The sequence below is a fragment of the Streptomyces sp. NBC_01591 genome (genome assembly GCF_035918155.1).
In the GTDB taxonomy this organism is placed as follows: Bacteria; Actinomycetota; Actinomycetes; order Streptomycetales; family Streptomycetaceae; genus Streptomyces.
This window is the reverse complement of the sequence record NZ_CP109327.1, coordinates 2190118-2209197: the sequence shown is the minus strand read 5'-3', so window position 1 is coordinate 2209197 and position 19080 is coordinate 2190118. Positions and strand designations below refer to the sequence as shown.

The following is a 19080-nucleotide window of genomic DNA, read 5'->3' as shown; positions in this document are numbered from 1 at the left end:
CGGATCTCCTCGGTACGTAGGTGCGCACGCGTGGTCCGGGCGCGCGGCACGGCCCCTGCGGCACCTGTTGAACCTGCCCGCGGGACCTCAAATCCATGGACGGCATTCATATGCATGGACAAGCTAAGAAGTCCTGGCGTACGGAGTCAAGTGTGGGGGCAGGGGCTGGGCGCCGCTCACGCGGAGGCAGTAAGTCCGTCCTCGGGGTCGGTCACCTCGGGCATTCCCCTCCTTGACCTGCGCCCGGCGGCTGCCTTAGCGTGTGGGCGTTCATAAATATGGACACCGATCAGAATTGTGCACGCCTGAATCCGCTCAGGGAGCGCCAGTGACCTCAGCCCCTCTTGCCGCCCGACTCGGCCGTGTCGCCGGGCCGCTCTTCTTCCCCGTCACCGCGTACGGACCGGACGGCGCCGTCGATCTCGACGCCTTCCGCGCGCATGTGCGGACCGGCATCGACGCCGGTGCGGCGGCGGTCTTCGCCTGCTGCGGCACCGGTGAGTTCCACGCGCTCACGCCTCAGGAGTTCCGCCGTGTCGTCGCCGCGGCCGTCGAGGAGACCGCCGGAGAGGTGCCCGTCGTCGCGGGGGCCGGATACGGCACGGCGCTCGCGGTCCAGTACGCGAAGCTCGCCGAGGAGGCGGGCGCGGACGGGCTCCTCGCCATGCCCCCGTATCTCGTCGTCGCCGACCAGGAAGGGCTGCTGGGCCACTACACCGCGCTCGCCGCGGCCACCTCCCTGGAGACGATCGTCTACCAGCGCGACAACGCCGTCTTCACCCCCGGCACCGTCGTCGCACTGGCCGGCACGCCCGGCATCATCGGCCTCAAGGACGGTTACGGCGACCTCGACCTGATGCAGCGCATCGTCAGCGCCGTCCGCACCGAACTGCCGGGCCGGGACTTCCTGTACTTCAACGGACTGCCCACCGCCGAACTCACCGGCCCGGCCTACCGGGGCATCGGCGTCACGCTCTACTCCTCCGCAGTCTTCGCCTTCGCGCCCGACATCGCGCTCGCCTTCTACCGTGCGATGGACTCCGGCGACGACGAACTGACGGGCGCGCTGCTCGACCACTTCTACCGGCCGCTCGTCGAGCTGCGCGCCAAGGGCCGCGGCTACGCCGTCTCGCTCGTCAAGGCCGGAGTCCGGCTGGGCGGCCTGGACGTCGGCGAGGTCCGCACCCCGCTGACCGAGCCGCCCGCCGCCCACATCGAGGAGCTCGCCGCGATCGTCGCGCGCGGCCGGGCCCTGCTGGAGAAGCACGGGCAGGAGCGGCGCGGGTGAAGACCTCGGCCTTCCTCTACCCCTGGGACGTCGTCGGCGACCCGGACGCGGCCGCCCGCGTCGCGGACCTGGGTGTCCAGCAGGTGACACTCGCCGCCGCCTACCACTCCACCCGGGCGCTGACCCCGCGTCACCCCGGCCGTCGCATCGTCACCGCCGAGCACGCCGCGGTGCTCTACCCGCCGGACGCCGCCCGGTGGGCGGGGCGTGCGCTTCGCCCCTACGAGCAGTCCTGGGTGGCCTCGGACGATCCGTTCGCCGAGGCCGCCGAGGCGCTCGCCGCCGCCGGTCTGGAGGTCCACACCTGGGTGGTCCTGGCCCACAACTCCCGGCTGGGCGCCGAACATCCGGACACCTCCGTGGTCAACGCGTACGGCGACCGCTACCCCTGGGCGCCGTGCATCGCCCGGCCCGCGGTCCGCGAGTACCTGGTCGGTCTGGCGGCGGAGGCGGCGGTGCGGGCCGGTGCGCGCGGCACCGAGCTGGAGTCCTGCGGCTGGTACGGCTTCGCGCATCTGCACGCCCACGACAAGATCACGGGCGTCGGTCTCGGGGACGCGGCGCAGTATCTGATGTCGCTCTGCTTCTGCCCCGACTGCCGGACCGGCTACGCCGAGCACGGCCTGGACGCCGACGGGCTGGCCACGGCCGTACGTGGTGCGCTGGAACCGGCCTGGGCAGGCTCCGGCTCCCGGGAGACCGGCCGGGCGGGCATCGAGAAGCTCCTCGGCGCCGACCTCGCCGCCGCCACCCTTCAGTGGCGCGGCAGGGTCGCCCGTACGCTCCAGGAGTCCGCGGTCGCCGCCGTGCGGGCGGCGGCGGAGCCGGGCTTCCAGGTGCTGCTGCACGCCGACCCGGCGCCCCACCGCACCGGCGCGAACGTCGGTGTCGACCCGGAGCACATCCTGTCCGTGGCGGACGGTGTGGTGCTGCCCTGCACCGGTGGCGACGCGGCGCGCGAGGCCGTGCTCGGCCCGTTCGCCGGCCGCGACGGGGTGCTCGCGGCCAACTTCTCCGTGGTCACGGGGATGGGCGGCAGCCCCGCCACGCTGGAGCGGGACGCCGCGCACGCCGCATCGCTCGGCGCGGACCAACTGAGGCTGTACCACGCCGGGCTGGCCTCCGGCCCGGACCTCCAGGCCGTCGCCGGAGCGCTCTCACGCCTCCGCCGATGAAGGAGCCGGGCCGGCGGGGGCGTCCGTCAGCCTCCCCCGCCGGCCCGTCACCAACAGGGTCGCGGTCAGCAGCGCCGCCGCACCGACCAGCGGCAGCAGCACCCGGATGTCCACCAGCGCGATCAGGCCCGCGCCGAGTGCCAGCGCCACCGCGTTCGGCACCATCATCAGCGTGTTGGCGGTCGCGGCGGTGCGGCCCAGCACCGATTCCGGAGTCTCCCGCTGCACCGCCGTCATCGCGGCGATCAGCACACACGGCAGCCCGATCCCGACGGCCGCGCTCGCCACCAGCGCCACCGCGTCGTACGGCAGCGCCCGCGCCCCCACCGCCACCGCGAACAGCGCGATCCCGGCCGCCGTGAACACCCGCTCCGGAAGCCGCCGCAGCAGCGGACCGGCCAGCAGCCCGACCACGACGGACCCGGCGCCCTGCACCGCGTACAGCACACCCGCGTACGTGGGGGAGTGCCCCAGACCGTCGTCGACGACGGCGTAGACCGCGGCCCCGTTGAGCCCCGCGCACAGCATCGTCACCGAGCCCGCCAGCACGAGCGGCCGCAGCACCGGCGAACCCCACACCTGCCGTACGCCCGCGGTGAGTTCGCCCCGCCGGCCCACCGGAGCGGCTGCTGCCGGCTCCCGGGCCGGCAGCAGCGCGCAGACCCCGGCCGCCAGTGCGAACGACGCCGCGTCCAGCAGCGCGACGGCCCCGCCCCCGAACCGCGCGTACAGCCCGGCGCCGGCCAGCGGTGCCAGCAGCTTCATGCCCTCGCCCGCCATCATCCGCAGCCCGTTGAAATCACCCAGCAGCCGGGTGTCGACGGCCCCGGCGACCAGCGCGGACTCGGCCGCGTCCATCAGCACGAAACTCGCTCCGTACAGGACGAGCACGGCGAAGAGGAGCCAGATCCGGCCCGCCGAATCGACCGTCGTCAGCGAGGTGAGCAGCCCCGCCATGACGAGATTCGACCCGACGAGAAGCTTCTTTCCCGGGATCCGGTCGGCGATCGTCCCGAGCGCCGGCCCGACCAGCACCGGCAGCCACATGGCGAACACGGCGAGCGCCGCCAGACTGTCCGACCCGGTCAGGGACTTGACCCAGACCCCGGCCGCGAGCCACATCGCGGACGTCCCGAAACCCGAGACGACGACCGCCGCCAGGAACAGCCCCGCCGTACGGTCCCGCAGCACCCGCACCGTCGCCGACCTCGCCACCGCGCCCACCGCACCCTTCGACCAGCGCCTTCGTCATGGGTCAAGGCTGCTGACCGAGGGGGCCCGGCGGCATCGGGAGGATGCCCTATTCCGCACCCGGCGCGAAGGGCCGGCCCCGCGCGGGGCGTAGGGCACATGCCGGACGGCCGCGAACGCGTCCGGCGCGGATGCGGGCCCGAGGCCACGCACCCGCGCCGGATCCGGCGTACGGCTCCCGTCCCTCAGTCCGCCAGTGCCGCCTTCATCATCTTCTGGGCGATCGGCGCCGCCAGGCCGTTGCCGCTGACCTCCGAGCGCGCCGCGCCCGAGTCCTCGATGACCACGGCGACCGCGACCTCCTTGCCGTCGGCCCCCTTCGCGTACGAGGTGAACCAGGCGTACGGGGTCTTGCTGTTGCCCACGCCGTTCTGCGCGGTACCCGTCTTTCCGCCCACCTCGGCCCCGGCGATCCGGGCGTTGGTGCCGGTGCCCTCTTCGACGACGGTCACCATGGCGCTGCGCAGCTGCTCCGCGGTGGTCTGCGAGACGACCCGCTCGGTGTCCCCGTCCGTGAACTCCTGCAGCGCGTTGCCCTTGGAGTCGGTCACCTCGGACACCATGTGCGGCGCGGCCAGTTCGCCGTCGTTGGCGAGGGTGGCCGAGACCATGGCGATCTGCAGCGGCGTCGCGGTGACCTCGAACTGACCGATGCCCGTGAGCGCCGTCTGCGGCTTGTCCATGCCGGACGGGTAGACGCTCTCGCTCGCCCGCACCGGCACATCGAGCTCGGCGTCGTTGAAGCCGAACTTCTCCGCCATGGCCCCGACCTTGTCCTGGCCGAGGTCGGCGGCGACCTTCGCGAAGACGTTGTTGCAGGAGTACTGGAGCGCGGTGCGCAGCGTGGCGTTCTCGCAGGGCGCCGAGGGGTTCTCGTTCTTCAGGACGGTGCTGGTGCCGGGCAGCGTGTACGGATTGGGGCTGTCGGTGGGCTCGTCGACCGAGCCGTACAGTCCGTTCTCCAGCGCCGCGGCCGCCACCACCAGCTTGAACGTCGAACCGGGTGCCAGCGGCTGCCGCAGCGCACGGTTGACCATCGGCTTGTCCTCGTCGTCGAGCAGCTTCTGCCAGGCTTCGCCGTCCGTCGTCCCGCTGATCGCCGACGGGTCGTACGAGGGGGTGGAGACCATGCCCAGGATCCGGCCGGTCTTCGGGTCGATCGCGACCGCCGCCCCCTTGTCGTCGCCGAGCGCCTCGTACCCGGCCTTCTGCACGTCCGGGTCGATCGTCGTCAGGACATTGCCCGGGGCCGCCTGCTTGCGGGTCACCGCGTCCAGCGGGTTCTTCAGCCGGTCGTCGGTGCCGTCCAGCACATGGCTGTAGATCCCTTCGAGCTGCGTGGCGCCGTACGCCTGCGAGCTGTAGCCGGTGACGGCCGAGTAGAGATCGCCCTGTGTGTAGGTGCGCTTGTACGCGAGGTCGCTGCCCACCGTCCTCTTCGATCCGGTGACCGGGTCTCCGGCCACGATGATGTCGCCGAGCGGCTGCGCGTACTGCGCGATGGTGTTCCGCCGGTTGCGGTCGTCGTCTGCGAGCGCCTTTGCCTGGTACGCCTGCACCCAGGTCGCCCGCCCCAGCAGGGCGAGAACCAGCAGCAGGCAGAAGACCGAAGCGTGCCTGATTGTTCTGTTCATCCCGCCCGAGTGACGAGCGGGGCGGAGCGCGCCGTTCCCGAATGCGGTGATTCTCACCGGTTTCTCATGACGGGCCGGGGCGCCCGGGGGCGATGAACCCCGACTCGTACGCCGCTATCACCGCCTGGGTGCGGTCCCGCGCGCCGGTCTTCGCCAGCACCGCCGCCACATGCGTCTTCGCCGTCGCGGGCCCCACGGAGAGCCGCCCGGCGATCTCCGCGTTGGTCAGCCCCGTCGCCATCAGCCGCAGCACCTCCGCCTCCCGGTCGGTGAGCCGGGACGCCCACCGCGGCGGTTCGGGCGCCCGCGTCCGGTACTCGGCCGCGAGCGCCCGCACCGCCGACGGGAACAGCAGTGTGTCGCTGCGGGCGACCAGCCGCACCGCCTGCACGAGATCCTCGGCCGCCACCCGCTTGAGCAGAAAGCCGGCCGCTCCGGCGACGAGCGCGTCGTACACGTAGGAGTCGTTCTCGAAGGTGGTGACGACGACGATCCTCGGGGGACCGTCGAGCGTGCCGAGGATCTGCTCGGTGGCCCGGATGCCGTCGATCTCCGGCATCCGTACGTCCATCAGCACCACATCGGGGCGCAGTTCCCGCACCACGGACACCGCCTCCGCGCCGGTCGCCGCCTCTCCGACGACCTCCAGATCGGGTTCGGCGTCCAGGATGACGCGCAGCGCCGTACGCACCATGCGCTCGTCGTCGGCGAGGACCAGCCGGACCGTCGTGCTCATCGGTTCTCCTGTTCGGTCGTACGCAGATGCTCGGTCATGCACAGGGGGAGGCGGGCGGTCAGCCGCCACTCGCCGCCTCCGTGCGGTCCGGCCTCCGTGCGGCCGCCCAGCAGCACGGCCCGCTCGGCGATGCCGCGCAGCCCGCGGCCGCCCCCGGGCCGCACCACCGCGGCCCGTTCCGGCAGCGGATTGTCCATGGTGATCTCCAGCTCCGCCGTGCGCACCGTGATCCGCAGCTCCACCGGCACCCCGTGCCCGCCGTGCCGCAGCGCGTTGCTCAGCCCCTCCTGAACGATCCGGTACGCCTCCCTCGACACGGCGGCCGGGACCGTGCCGGGGTCGCCCCGCACGTCGCAGGAGACGGGCACCCCGCAGTGCTCCAGCAGTCCGTCCAGCGCGTCGAGCGCCGGGCCGGTCGCCGCGGACGCCCCGTGCTCCTCGCCGCTGCGCAACAGGCCCAGTACGGAGTCGAGTTCACCGACCGTGCGCCGGGTGGTCTCCTCGATCGCGGTCAGTGCCTCGCGGACGAACTCCGGGTCGCTGTCCAGGACCCTGCGGGCCGCGCCCGCCTGGAGGGTGACGGCGCTCAGCGCATGGCCGACCGAGTCGTGCAGCTCCCGGGCGAGCCGGTTGCGCACCGCCAGATCGGCCGCCCGGCGTTCGGCCGCGGCCAGCCGGTCCTCCGGCGTCGGGCCCAGCAGCACCGGCGCCCGGCCGGCCAGCAGCGCCCCGGCCAGTGCCGCGCAGCCGGCCATCGCCACCAGGATCGCGAGCCCGACGAAGGGGAGCAGGGCGAGAATCCATGGCCGGTCCATCGACTCCGGCAGACCGATGGTCCGGGATTCGCGCATCGACGGGGAGAACGGCAGCACCGCGATGGTCCCGGCGAGCGGCGGCACGGTCAGCGTCGCGCCGCTGATGATGCCGCCGAGCGCGAGATGCAGGGTGTACCAGCCGGCGGTGCGCACCCGCGCCTGCCGGGTCCTGGCGGGCCCGTCGGCGAGCGGCCGGTCGCCGGGAACGCCGCACAGCGCACGGGCCGCGGCCACCGAGAGCTGCCGGGCCGGTGCGGAGAGCCCGGTGACCGCGGCGATGGGCAGGGCGCAGACGAACGCGGTGAGCTGGTGGTGGAGGGACGAGAAGAGGTCGGTGCGCGGGGCGAACGAGCCGACGATCACCAGCGCCGCCAGGAAGTACGGCATCAGCAGCGCGCCGCCGATGATCAGGTGCAGCCAGCGCAGCCGGGCCCGCCGCCCGAACAGCAGCGTCACGCGCGGGCGCCGGAGGGCCGTGCGGCCGGTGCCGTCGCGGGGGAGCCGGCCGACCGGACGGGCAGGGCGGCCGCGCGTTCCGAGAAGAAGTATCCGCCGAGGGTGACCACCAGCGCTCCGAGCAGCATCTGGACACCGTAGATCAACATCATTGCGGGCGTGGCCTGTTCGGAGAGGTCCTCGGCCGCGGTGAGCGAGGCGAGGCTCATCCATCCTCCCCAGCAGGCCGAGGCCGCGGAGCCGCCCCAGGCCAGGGCCAGCGGCACGGCGAGGGGAAGCGCGGAGCGGCGGCGGAAGGCGAGCAGCAGCACACCGGCGGCCGCGGCGACGGCGAAGAGGCTGCTGAGCGCTTCCATGAGGTAGAAGACATCGTTCCGGTCCGCGATCCCGCCCTCGCTGAGCCCCGCGGTCGAGCCGGTGGCCCACACCAGATGCATGACGGCCGGTGCGATCGCGAGCAGCGAGGCGACGACCGCAGTGGTCCGCAGGGCGGGCCCGGTCGGGCTCGGCGCGAGGTCCCTCAGCGCGCCCTTCCACAGATGGCCCCAGCGGTCCCGGGTGTACAGCGCGAAGAGGGCGCCGAGGGCGAGGCCCTGGAGGATGAAGCCGCCGTAGACGATGCCGAAGACCCACCCGTCCAGGAAGGGGGGTTCACCGCTCCCGGAGTCGCCCCCGCGGGCCAGACCGACCACCATCTGCAGCGGGTACCCGGTCATGATCGGCAGCAGCAGTCCGGACGCCACCCACATGGGCAGGACGAGCAGCCAGGCGGGCACCCGCCGTCCCCAGGCCTGGGTGAGCAGCAGGGTGATGACCACGACGGCGCTGTCCATCAGGATCGTGATGCCGTTGGCGACGATCATCGTGGTGCGGTGGTCGAGCAGCGGGCTGCCGTCCGGGATGCCGATGCGACTGCCGAGGACCCAGGCGACCTTGAGCGCGATGTACGGCAGGGTGGCGGCGATCGCGAGCGTACGGAGCGCGATGCGGGTGCCCGGCTGCCGTGCGGCGGCGGACGGAGCGAGTGGTGTCTGTGTCATGACGCCCACGCTTCCGTGCGGCCCGCGCCGGCACGTCATGCCCCGTGACGATCCGTCTCCGCCGCGCGGCGGAGACGGACCGCCGTCCGGTCATCCGGGCAGGGTGAACAGCAGCTCGTCGGTCTCCTCGCCGCGGGCGTGCGCGTACCCGTGGTCGTTGCCGGTGACGGCGAACCCGCACTTCTCGAGGACCCGGCGCGAGCCGGTGTTGTCGGCCGCGGCCCGTGCGTGGAGCGGGCGTTCGGGTACGGCGTCGAGCAGCGCCGACAGCGCGGCCGTCGCGAGCCCCCGGCCCCACTGCGCCCGGTCGATCCAGTAGGTGACCTGGCGGTCGCCCGGAGGCCCGTACACCCCGGCGTTGCCGACCACCGAGCCGTCCGCGACCACCGTGCGCATCACCACGGAGCCGTCGGCCAGGATGCGCCGCCAGTGGGCGTCGAACGCGTGCCGGTCAGTGGGATCCTCGCTGGTGAAGGCGGCCGTCCTGACCGATTCAGGGTCGGACATGAACGCGAAGAGCAGCGGCAGATCACCGTCCCGGACCTCGCGCAGGGAAATCCGCACGGTTCACAGCCTCCGGGTGGCGAGCGTCAGCCGGTCCCGGGCGTCGAACAGCGCGTCCTTCACCATCTGTTCGTGCGCGGGCGTGAGCCGGGCGACCGGCACCGAGCAGCTGATGGCGTCGCGGGCGGGGGTGCGGTACGGAACGGCGACGCCGAAGCAGCGCAGTCCGAGGGTGTTCTCCTCGCGGTCCACCGCGTACCCCTGTTCGCGGATGAGGTGCAGCTCCTCGATGAGCTTCTCGCGGTCGGTGATGGTGTGCTCGGTCAGCGCGGGCAGCGTCTCGGGGAGCAGCTTGCGGACCTGCTCGTCGCTGTGGGTGGCGAGCAACGCCTTGCCGAGCGAGGTGGAGTGGGCGGGCAGCCGGCGGCCGACGCGGGTGAAGGGGCGCAGATAGTGCTGGGACTGCCGGGTGGCGAGGTACACCACGTTCGTCCCGTCGAGACGGGCCAGGTGGATGGTCTCCGTCGTGTCGTCGGAGAGCCGGTCCAGGGTCGGCCGGGCGGCCGCGACGACCTCGTCGCCGTCGATGTACGAGGTGCCGACCAGCAGGGCCCGTACGCCGATCCCGTACCGCGTGCCCGTGGCATCGGTCTCCACCCAGCCCAGCTCCACCAAGGTGCGCAGCAGCATGTACAGGCTGGACTTGGGGTAGCCGACGGCCTCCTGCACCGCGGCGAGCGAGTGCATGCCGGGCCGCCCCGCGAAGTATTCGAGCAGCTCCACCGTCCGTACGGCGGACTTGACCTGTGCCCCACCTGATTCGGCAGCCGACATCGCCTGCGCCCCTTCCAGCCCACTTGCGAAACCCTGAGACCTGTTGAACCCGGCGACTTCTTGCCAACACTGAACGCCCGGAAATAGAGTCGCTTCATATTCACGATCGGGAACTATGTTCAGAATACCGAACAACTTCTGATGTGCGGCAGTGGAGCGGAAGGAATCACGGTGGCAGCAACACCAGTCTGGAGTGTCGACCCCCGCACCGGGAACCCGCGTGAGCAGGTTGCGGTGGAGGCTACAGCGGAGGAGGTCGACCGTGCGGTCCGGGCCGCCCACGCGGTACGTGAATCGCTCGCCGACCGCACCGTGCGCGCCGCCTTCCTGCGTATCGCGGCCGATCTGCTCACCGAGGCCGGGGAACACGTCATCGAGGCCGCCGACGCCGAGACCGCACTCGGCCCGGCCCGGCTGACCGGTGAACTCGCGCGCACCGCCGCCCAGTTGCGGGCCTTCGCGGAGGTCGTCGACGAGGGCGCCTTCCTCGACGTCCACATCGACCACGCGGATGCCACCCGGACCCCGCCCTGGCCCGACCTGCGCCGCTACAAGGTCCCGCTCGGCGTCGTCGCCGTCTACGCGGCCAGCAACTTCCCGCTCGCCTTCTCCGTCCCCGGCGGCGACACCGCGAGCGCGCTGGCGGCCGGCTGCCCCGTCGTCGTCAAGGCGCACCCCGACCACCCCGCCACCTCCGAACTGTGCGCCTCCGTACTGCGCAGGGCGGCGGCCAGGGCCGGCCTGCCCGAGGACGTACTGATCCTGGTGCACGGCTTCGACGCCGGCATCGAGCTGATCAGGCACCCGCTCGTCGCCGCCGCCGGGTTCACCGGCTCGGTCCGCGGCGGCCGCGCCCTGTTCGACGCCGCGGCGGCCCGCCCCCGCCCCATCCCCTTCCACGGCGAACTGGGCTCCCTCAACCCGGTCGTCGTCACCGAGGCGGCCGCCGCCGAGCGCGCCGAAGAGATCGGCGCCGGGCTCGCGGGCTCGATGACCATGGGCGCGGGCCAGTTCTGCACCAAGCCCGGCTTCGTCCTGGCCCCGGCCGGCGAGACGGGCGACCGGCTGCTGAAGTCCCTCACCGACGCGGTCAGCGACATCGAGGCCGCGGTCCTGCTCGACCACCGGATGCGCGACGCCTTCGTCGCGGGGGTACGCGAACGGGCCGAACTCCCCGATGTGGAGGCCCCGGTCACCCCCGGCGCGGGCGGCGACCACACCGTCGCGGCCGGCTTCCTCACCGTACCGGCGCACCTCCTCACCGCCGAGGGCCCGCACGACGCACTCCTGGAGGAGTGCTTCGGCCCTGTCACCGTCGTCGCCCGCTACACCTCCGACGACGAGATCACCGCCGTGCTCTCCCGGCTCCCCGGCAACCTCACCGCCACCCTCCAGACCGCCACGGACGGCGCCGACGACGACGCCCCCGGACTCCTCGCGGCCCTCACCCCGCTGGCCGGCCGGGTCCTCGTCAACGGCTGGCCGACCGGCGTCGCCGTCGCCCCCGCCCAGCACCACGGCGGCCCCTACCCGGCCACCACCTCCACCTCCACCTCGGTCGGCGCCACCGCGATCGAACGCTGGCTGCGCCCGGTCACCTACCAGACGACCCCCGAGGCCCTGCTCCCGCCGGAGCTCCGCGAGGACAACCCCCAGGGCCTTCCCCGCCGAGTGGACGGGCGCCGCGCATGACCCCGCAACTCCCCGAACTCCCCTTCGTGCTCAGCCCGTTCGGCCCCGAGGCCGACTGGACGTACGAGGGCGGCGTACTCACCGGCAGGGCGGGCGCCCGCCAGGACCGGTTCGTACCGCCGGGCGGCGGATCCCTCGACTCCGCGAGTGACGCCCCCCGCCTGCTCGGCCCCGCGCCCCGGGGCGACTTCCAGCTGCTCGCCCGGGTGAAGGTCGGCTTCGCGGCGGCCTTCGACGCCGGGGTGCTCTACCTCCACGTCGGGGAACGGGAATGGGCCAAGATCTGCCTGGAACTCTCCCCGGACCGCCCCACCGTCTGCACGGTCGTCACCCGCGGCCACTCCGACGACGTCAACTCCTTCGTCGTGGACGGCGACAGCTGCTGGCTGCGCCTCAGCCGTACGGGCGGTGCGTTCGCCTTCCACGCCTCGGCCGACGGGGAGAAGTGGACCTTCGTCCGCGTCTTCGCCCTCGGTGACCCGGAGCGCGCGGCCGAGGCGTCGATCGGCTTCCTGGTCCAGTCACCGACGGGCGAGGGCTGCGAGGCGTCCTTCGACCGGATCGCGTTCCGCGCGACGGGGCCGGGCGACCTGCGGGACGGGAGCTGAAGCGTCTCGCACATCAGCCGTGCCGACGAACGTATGAGCACGGGTACTCGGCGGAACCGAGTGCCGGCACCCAACCCTCCGGACCCGCCGGAGGGTTGGATGAGCCGCATGGACATCACCTCCACCCCCGCCGAGCACACGGACCGCGGCGTCCGCAGGGCCTCCTGGTTCGCCCTCGGAATGCTGGTGCCGGTATCCGTCGGCTCCGGCCTCCTCACGCTGAGCTCGACCCGGGCGTCCGGCTGTGTGACCTACGGCGTGCAGTGTGCCGACGTGCCCGACGGCTCGATCCCCGGCGCACCGGCCGGGGCGGTGGCGCTGTGACCGCCCGGATCGGGGAGACCTTCGGGACCGGCCGCGCGGTGTCCGACATCGAGGCGCTGCTCGCCGGGCCCGTACCGGCCACGGGACCGACGGTCTCCGAGGGGGAGCCGGACACCGGGGAGTGGAGCGCGACCGCGGGCGAGGGCTTCCGGATCGTGCCGCTCTGGGAGAGCGACGACCTCGTGGGCGTGTACGAACGCGAGTGGGAGGAGGCCGAGGAGGCCGCATCGGGTCATCTCGCCGATCTCGTGGGCGAGTTGGACCGGCGATGGGGCACCCACCGGATGGCGGGCATGCGGGTGCCGATCTTCCGCAACCTCGCGGGCGAGCCACTGCCGCCGCTGTACCGGGCGCTGTGCGACACGGACTGTCTCGGGGGCCTGGCGGTGTGGGGGCCGGTGGACGGCCGGTGGGTCGCGGTCTCCCTCAACCAGTGCGACGGCGACGCGCCGATGATCCTGGTGGCCGTGGTCGCCGACCGGCCGATCGTCGAGCTCGACGACGGGGAATGAGGGAGTCCGCTCCCGTGTTGTGCACGGGGGCGGAGGGCCGCTCCGCACCATTTGAGCTGTACGTACGAGGACACGGAGAGAAGAAGAGACATGCGCGTCGAGATCTGGAGCGACATAGCCTGCCCCTGGTGCTACATCGGGAAGGCCCGCTTCGAGAAGGGCCTGGCGGGGTTCGCCCACCGCGACCAGGTCGAGGTCGTGCACCGGTCCTTCGAGCTCGACCCCGGGCGCGCCAAGGGGGACACCGCGCAGGTGATCGACATGCTGGCGCAGAAGTACGGGCGCACCCGTGAAGAGGCGCAGGCCATGGAGGCGAACGTCGCGGCCAACGCGCAGGCCGAAGGGCTCGGCTACCTCACCGAGGGCCGTGACCACGGCAACACCTTCGACGTCCACCGGCTGCTCCACCTGGCCAAGGCCCGCGGCCGCCAGGACGAGCTGCTGAGCCTCGCCTACCGGGCGAACTTCGCCGAGGAGCGCTCCGTCTACGACGCCGGCGTACTGGTCGAGCTGGCCGTCGAGGCCGGGCTCGACGCCGACGAGGCGCGCGCCGTTCTCGCCGACCCGGAGGCGTACGCGGCCGAGGTGCGGGCCGATGAGCGGGAGGCGTCCGAGCTGGGCGCCAACGCGGTGCCGTTCTTCGTGTTCGACCGGCGTTACGGCATCTCCGGCGGCCAGCCCGCCGAGGTCTTCGCCCAGGCGCTGGAGCAGGCGTGGAAGGACCGCCCGCTCACCGCGATCGGTGGGGACGCCGCGGCGTGCGACGCCGACGGAGCCTGCGAGGTTCCGCAGGCCGGCGGCAGCGCCTGAGGTCCGCCTCCAGTAGCGTGCATAAGCAGCGCTTGGGTGTTCCCCTCAACATTGCGTGATTGACTACAGGTTGAGGGGACCCCAGGCTGGGCGCATGGAGACTACTTCGCTCAGCCGTGCGGTGGACGGCGAGTTCGCGCCGAGGGTGACCTACCTCAACACCTCCACCTGCGGGCTGCTGCCCCGGCGGACCGTGGCGGCCGTGACAGCGCTCGCCGAGACGGTCGCCTCGGGCAGCAGGGCCGGTTCCGGTGACTTCGAAGTGGTGGAAGCGGCCCGGTCCGGCTTCGCCCGCCTCGCCGGGGTCGACGCCGACCGGGTGGCCGTCGGCAGCTCCGTCTCCGTACACGTCGGGCTGATCGCCGCCTCGCTGGAGCCGGGGGCCGAAGTCGTGGCGCCCGAGGGCGAGTTCAGCTCCGTGGTCAGTCCCTTCGCGGTCCGCGGCGACCTCCGGATGCGTTACGTCCCGCTGGACCGGCTGGCCGATGCGGTGGGGCCGGACACCGCGCTCGTCGCCTTCTCCTCCGTGCAGTCGGCCAACGGCCGGATCGCCGACCTGAAGGCGGTGCGCGCGGCGGCCGGCGCCCACGGCGCCCGGACACTGCTCGACGCCACCCAGTCGGCCGGCTGGCTGCCGCTGGACGCCGGGGAGTACGACTACACCGTCACCGGCGGCTTCAAGTTCCTGCTGTGCCCGCGCGGTGCGTCGTTCCTCACCGTCACCGAGGAGGCGCAGCGGACCCTGCCGGTGCTCTTCGCCGGCATGTCCGCCGCCGACGACCCCTGGAGCAGCACGTACGGCCCGGTCGAGCAGCTCTCCCGGACCGCGCGTCGTTACGACGAACCGCCGGCCTTCCTCTCGTACCACGGCGCCGAGCGGTCCCTCGCGCTGCTGAACGAGGTCGGTGTGGACGCCATTCATGCCCATGCCACCGGGCTCGCGGCCCGCATGCGGGCGGGGCTGGCCGGGCTGGGGCACGAGGCGGTGCCGGGGGAGTCGGCGATCGTGGCCGTGCCCGGACTGGGTGAGTGGGAACCGGAACTCGCGCGGGCCGGGGTGGTGGTCTCGAACCGGGCGGGGAGTCTGCGCGCGGCCTTCCACCTGTACAACACGGAGGCCGATGTGGACCGGGCCCTGGACGTGCTCTCCGGCTGACGCCGCCTGCCGGGGGATCAGCGGAGCTCGGGGCAGTCCCCGGCCTCCCGGCAGAGATTCGCCTCGACCTTGGCGAGCAGCCGGGTCAGCTCGTCGCATTCGGCGGGTTCGAGACCGGCGAGGGTGTGATCCTCCAGGTTCGTCCAGGCCTGCTGGACGTCGGAGTGCAGCGCACAGCTGTCGTCGATGGCCTCGACCAGGACGGCCCGGCGGTCGTCCGGGTCGGAGCCGGGCCCGCCCCAACGATCCGGGTCGGCCGTATCGGTACCGTCCTGGCGCCGATCCGGTCCCACGGCTGCCGGATCGTCGTCGGGCCACCGTGCGGTCCCGCCCCCGAGCGAGCCCCGACCGCACGCACCTTCGACCTTGCGGTGTTACAAAGGGCAAGGGGATTAATCGTTTCGGCCGATTCCGGAGCGCACAGATGCGGTCACTCACGGGCAGGTATCCCCGGAGCCTCGCAGGCCAGGTCTTCGCTCTGCAGGTGGCTGTCGTCGTGCTCCTCGTGGCCGCTGCGGTGCTGGCGCTCGTAGTGGAATCCCGGTACGACAACAGCGCGGAGGCGAGAGACCGCTCCATCGCCGTCGCGCAGACATTCGCTCATTCACCGGGCCTCCTGACCGCGCTGAAAGCCCCTGATCCTTCCGCGGTGCTCCAGCCGCTCACCGAGGCGGGGCGGAAGGCGGCCGGCGTCGACTTCATCGTGGTGACGGACACGGAAGGGATCCGCTACACGCATCCCCGGCCGGAGCTGATCGGGAAGAGGATCGTCGCCACCATCGCGCCGGCGCTGGCCGGCCACGTGTACACCGAGACGGTCAACGGCCCGCTCGGCCGCGAGGCGCAGGCGATCGTCCCCGTCCACGATCACGCGCAGGTCGTGGCCCTGGTGGCTGCCGGCATGAAGGTCGAGAAGGTGACCGGAGCGGTGGCGCGGCAGATTCCGATCATCCTCGGTGCGGGAGCGATTGCGCTCGGATTGGCCACGAGCGGGACGGCGCTGGTGGCCAGGCGGCTACGGCGGCAGACCCACCGTCTGGCCCCTGCCGAGATGAATCGCATGTACGAGCATCACGATGCGGTGCTGCACGCCGTGCGCGAAGGCGTGCTCATCGTCAGCAAAGACGGTCGACTGCTGCTGGCCAACGACGAGGCCAGACGGCTGCTGGATCTGCCGCTCGACGCCGAGGGGCGACGCGTCTCGGACTTGTCCGGCCTTGATCCCGGCATGCTGGAGCTGCTGACGTCGGGGCGGGCGGCCACGGACGAAGTGCACCTCGCGGGGAGCCGACTGCTCGCGGTGAACCAGCGGCCCACGGACCGTCACGGTGGCCCCCAGGGGACGGTCGCGACCTTGCGTGACTCCACAGAACTGCGGACGCTGTCCGGCAGGGCGGAGAACGCCCGCGAGCGGCTGCGCCTGCTGTACGACGCAGGTCTCGGCATCGGTACCACGCTCGATGTGGTGCGCACGGCCGACGAACTGACCGAGATCGCGGTCCCCCGGCTCGCCGACTTCGCAACCGTCGATCTGGCCGAACCGGTCCTCCACGGTGACGAGCCGACCAGTACGGACACGGACATGCGCCGCACCGCTGTACGCGGCATCCGGGACGACCATCCCCTGTACGAACTCGGCCAGCTGATCAACTTTCTCCCTTCCACGCCACAGGCACAGGCCTTCGCCACCGGTCGGCCGGAGCTGGTGCCCGACCTGGCCGCCGCACCCGGCTGGCTCGCCCAGGATCCGGAGCGGACGCGGACGATCGTCGATTACGGCATCCATTCGCTCATCACGGTGCCTCTCCAGGCACGGGGCGTCATCCTGGGCATGGCCAACTTCTGGCGCTCCGAGAAGCCCCAGCCGTTCGAGGAGGACGACCTGTCCCTGGCCGAAGAACTGGTCGCACGGGCGGCCGTCAGCATTGACAACGCCCGCCGCTACACCCGTGAGCACGTCATGGCCGTGACTCTGCAACGCAGCCTGCTCCCGAGGGCCCTGCCCGAGCAGAGCGCGCTCGATGTCGCCTATCGCTACCTGCCCGCACTCTCCGGGGTGAGCGGCGACTGGTTCGACGTGATCCCGCTCCCGGGCGGCCGGGTGGCGCTGGTCGTCGGGGATGTCGTCGGCCACGGCCTGCACGCGGCCGCAACGATGGGACGGCTGCGTACGGCCGTGCACAACTTCTCCACACTCGACTTTCCGCCTGACGAGATCCTCCGCCACCTCGACGACCTGGTCGGGCGCATCGACCAGGAGGAGGCGGAAACCACCGCCGATGCGGGGATCACAGGAGCCACCTGCCTGTACGCGATCTACGATCCTGTCTCCCGCCACTGCGCCATGGCCCGGGCCGGGCACCCCCCGCCCGCACTGGTCCGGCCCGACGGCAGTGTGTCGTTCCCCGACCTGCCGGCCGGCCCGCCCCTGGGCCTGGGCGGCATGCCGTTCGAGACGGCCGAACTGGAGGTGGCGGAGGGCACGCAGTTCGTCCTCTACACCGATGGGCTCATCGAGGACCGCACCCGGGACATCGACGTGGGGATCGAACTGCTGCGTCAGGCCCTGGCGTGCCATCCCGACCGGTCGCCGGAGGAGAGCTGCCAGGCGGTCCTCGACGCGCTCCTGCCAGATCGGCCGAAGGACGATGTGGCGCTGCTCATCGCCCGGACGCGCGCGACCCGGCCCGACCATGTCGCCGACTGGGACGTGCCGTTCGATCCTGCCGCTGTGGCGGGAATGCGTGCTGCAGTGGCGGAGAAGGTCGACGACTGGGGTCTGTCCGAGCTTACGTTCGCCACGGAACTGCTGCTCAGCGAGTTGATCACCAATGCCATCCGCTACGGCTCCGCGCCGGTCACCGTACGACTGCTGCGCGACCGCACCCTGACCTGCGAGGTGGCCGACAGCAGCAGCACCTCGCCCCATCTGCGTGATGCCGCCGCGATGGACGAAGGAGGCCGCGGTCTGTTCCTCGTCGCACGGCTGGCCGAGCGCTGGGGCACCCGTTACACCCCCCAGGGAAAGGTCATCTGGGCGGAGATGTCGCTGCCCCGGCCCGACGGGAACGCGGAAGGCACGGCGTGGTCGGACGTCCTCGACGCGGAACTCTGACCGCGGATCGCGACAGCCCCCAGTCCCCCGGGAGGAGCAGTTCCCCGACCGTCCCGGGACAGCGGTCCGGCGGCCGCCCGCTACTCCTGACCGGCCCCGTCCAGCGGAGCGCCGTGCCACTTCCACGAGGTGACGCGCGGGCGGCCGGGCAGCTCGCCGCGGCCGGTGGCCCAGCACAGCACGGCCCACCGGTCGGCGTCCCTCGGGGCGTCCGGGAACAGCCGGGCCAGCACCCGGTCGCAGAGGCCGGCGGGCGGGGTCCAGTCGACATCCAGGCTCACGGCGAGATCGTGCGTGTGCACCAGGGTCTCCACGACCCCCATCGCCGCGAAGCCCTCCGGGTCGGACACCCCGTAGGAGTGGTACGAGCGGAGTTCGGGCGAGGCCGTCCGGACCATCGCGGCGAGCAGCGCGCCGCTCGCCTCCAGCGTCTGGAGCAGTCCGTCGGGTCCGGCCGACCGGTCCGCGAAGACCGCGTTCCACGGACCGCCCTCGCGTTCGGGGCTCCAGCGGTACGGGAGGTACGTGTCCAGCGCCGGCCGCTGCGGGCCCAGTTGGGCCGCGTAGGAGAAGAGGTCGTCGCTCAGATGCTCCGCGGTCTCCCAGCAGCTCCACTCCAACGACCCCGCCGGAACGTGCCAGTCGTCCACCGGGGACTTCTGGAGGGCGGCGACCGCGAGGCGTACGGCGGTGGTCACGTCGTCCGCCGTGACCGGCAGCCGGGTCCCGGTCAGGGCCGCCCGTTCCGCCGCACCGCACTCGACGCAGAACTCGTTGCCCTCGGGATCGGCGAGCGTCGCCCAGCCCCGCCCGTCGGGCTTTCGGTGGTCGGCGACGAGGGCGGCGCCGAGGCCGAGCAGCCGCTCGACCTCCTCGTCCCTGGTCCGGTCCTGCGGCTGGATGTCCAGGTGGACGCGGTTCTTGGCGCTCTTGGGCTCCGGCACCTGGATGAACAGCAGCGCGGCACCGGGGGACTCGACGAGCGCCTCGGGATCACCGGGGGCGTCGTCGTCCGAGAGCCGTGCGCCGAGCGCCCCGGCCCAGAAGCCGGCCAGTTTGTAGGCGTCGGCGCAGTCGATCGTGATGTGACGTACGAGTGAGGTCATGGGCTCCACTGTGGCCGTCAATGT

General features: G+C 72.4%; 17 protein-coding genes and 1 pseudogene. 9 read left to right on the top strand and 9 right to left on the bottom strand.

The genetic code is table 11. The features are described 5' to 3' along the window. The first annotated feature begins 328 nt into the window (after window positions 1–328). Together OG978_RS10310 and OG978_RS10305 are read left to right on the top strand one after the other, a co-directional pair. Entirely contained in the window at window positions 329–1288 is a 960-nt protein-coding gene (locus OG978_RS10310) for a 5-dehydro-4-deoxyglucarate dehydratase (protein WP_326764909.1), read from the top strand. Further along, complete coding sequence (locus tag OG978_RS10305; protein WP_326764908.1) at window positions 1285–2463, top strand: hypothetical protein; 1179 nt, start codon at window positions 1285–1287, stop codon at window positions 2461–2463. The genes OG978_RS10310 and OG978_RS10305 overlap by 4 nt, the downstream gene beginning before the upstream one ends. Here OG978_RS10305 and OG978_RS10300 read toward each other — a convergent pair. The 7 genes from OG978_RS10300 to OG978_RS10270 all read right to left on the bottom strand — a co-directional run bounded on the left by OG978_RS10300 (window position 2446) and on the right by OG978_RS10270 (window position 9733). Continuing rightward, a complete protein-coding gene (locus OG978_RS10300) occupies window positions 2446–3678 on the bottom strand; it encodes an MFS transporter (RefSeq protein ID WP_326764907.1) in 1233 nt (410 codons plus the stop codon). The genes OG978_RS10305 and OG978_RS10300 overlap by 18 nt on opposite strands. 221 nt (window positions 3679–3899) lie before the next feature. Then, the gene (locus tag OG978_RS10295) at window positions 3900–5348 is read right to left on the bottom strand and encodes a peptidoglycan D,D-transpeptidase FtsI family protein (RefSeq protein WP_326769987.1); all 1449 of its coding nucleotides are present in this window, start codon (window positions 5346–5348) and stop codon (window positions 3900–3902) included. A gap of 64 nt (window positions 5349–5412) precedes the next feature. After that, on the bottom strand, window positions 5413–6084 hold the full coding sequence (locus OG978_RS10290; protein ID WP_326764906.1) for a response regulator transcription factor: 672 nt from the start codon (window positions 6082–6084) through the stop codon (window positions 5413–5415). Further along, window positions 6081–7355 (bottom strand): sensor histidine kinase, encoded by a 1275-nt coding sequence (locus OG978_RS10285; protein WP_326764905.1) that lies wholly within the window; start codon window positions 7353–7355, stop codon window positions 6081–6083. Before OG978_RS10285 ends, OG978_RS10290 begins: the two co-directional genes overlap by 4 nt. Continuing rightward, window positions 7352–8395 carry a hypothetical protein gene (locus OG978_RS10280; RefSeq protein WP_326764904.1) on the bottom strand — a complete coding sequence of 348 codons (1044 nt, stop codon included), beginning with the start codon at window positions 8393–8395 and terminating at the stop codon, window positions 7352–7354. The genes OG978_RS10285 and OG978_RS10280 overlap by 4 nt, the downstream gene beginning before the upstream one ends. Before the next feature lie 90 nt (window positions 8396–8485). Further along, on the bottom strand, window positions 8486–8959 hold the full coding sequence (locus OG978_RS10275; RefSeq protein ID WP_326764903.1) for a GNAT family N-acetyltransferase: 474 nt from the start codon (window positions 8957–8959) through the stop codon (window positions 8486–8488). Between the two features lie 3 nt (window positions 8960–8962). Next, window positions 8963–9733: an IclR family transcriptional regulator gene (locus tag OG978_RS10270; protein ID WP_326764902.1), complete on the bottom strand. Its 771-nt coding sequence runs from the start codon at window positions 9731–9733 to the stop codon at window positions 8963–8965. 171 nt (window positions 9734–9904) lie between these two features. Here OG978_RS10270 and OG978_RS10265 point away from each other — a divergent pair, with 171 nt between their 5' ends. The 6 genes from OG978_RS10265 (at window position 9905) to OG978_RS10240 (ending at window position 14835) form a co-directional block, all read left to right on the top strand. Beyond that, window positions 9905–11425, top strand: coding sequence for an aldehyde dehydrogenase (NADP(+)) (locus OG978_RS10265; protein ID WP_326764901.1), 1521 nt, complete (start codon window positions 9905–9907; stop codon window positions 11423–11425). Further along, window positions 11422–12033, top strand: coding sequence for a DUF1349 domain-containing protein (locus OG978_RS10260; RefSeq protein ID WP_326764900.1), 612 nt, complete (start codon window positions 11422–11424; stop codon window positions 12031–12033). Before OG978_RS10265 ends, OG978_RS10260 begins: the two co-directional genes overlap by 4 nt. Before the next feature lie 99 nt (window positions 12034–12132). Beyond that, on the top strand, window positions 12133–12357 hold the full coding sequence (locus OG978_RS10255) for a hypothetical protein (RefSeq protein WP_326764899.1): 225 nt from the start codon (window positions 12133–12135) through the stop codon (window positions 12355–12357). Beyond that, entirely contained in the window at window positions 12354–12869 is a 516-nt protein-coding gene (locus OG978_RS10250) for a hypothetical protein (protein ID WP_326764898.1), read from the top strand. Before OG978_RS10255 ends, OG978_RS10250 begins: the two co-directional genes overlap by 4 nt. Window positions 12870–12959: 90 nt before the next feature. Next, window positions 12960–13679, top strand: a complete 720-nt coding sequence (locus OG978_RS10245; protein WP_326764897.1) for a DsbA family oxidoreductase — start codon at window positions 12960–12962, stop codon at window positions 13677–13679. A 94-nt stretch (window positions 13680–13773) separates the two neighbouring features. Then, complete coding sequence (locus tag OG978_RS10240; protein ID WP_326764896.1) at window positions 13774–14835, top strand: aminotransferase class V-fold PLP-dependent enzyme; 1062 nt, start codon at window positions 13774–13776, stop codon at window positions 14833–14835. Between the two features lie 17 nt (window positions 14836–14852). Here OG978_RS10240 and OG978_RS10235 read toward each other — a convergent pair. Beyond that, window positions 14853–15059 (bottom strand): annotated as a pseudogene (locus tag OG978_RS10235) (MarR family winged helix-turn-helix transcriptional regulator); the annotation flags it as partial. 200 nt (window positions 15060–15259) lie between these two features. Between OG978_RS10235 and OG978_RS10230 the strand changes: the two are divergent. Next, on the top strand, window positions 15260–17950 hold the full coding sequence (locus tag OG978_RS10230) for a SpoIIE family protein phosphatase (protein ID WP_326764895.1): 2691 nt from the start codon (window positions 15260–15262) through the stop codon (window positions 17948–17950). Between the two features lie 80 nt (window positions 17951–18030). On the opposite strand, the gene OG978_RS10225 is transcribed toward OG978_RS10230, so the two are convergent. Further along, window positions 18031–19056: a VOC family protein gene (locus tag OG978_RS10225; protein ID WP_326764894.1), complete on the bottom strand. Its 1026-nt coding sequence runs from the start codon at window positions 19054–19056 to the stop codon at window positions 18031–18033. Between the last annotated feature and the right edge of the window lie 24 nt (window positions 19057–19080).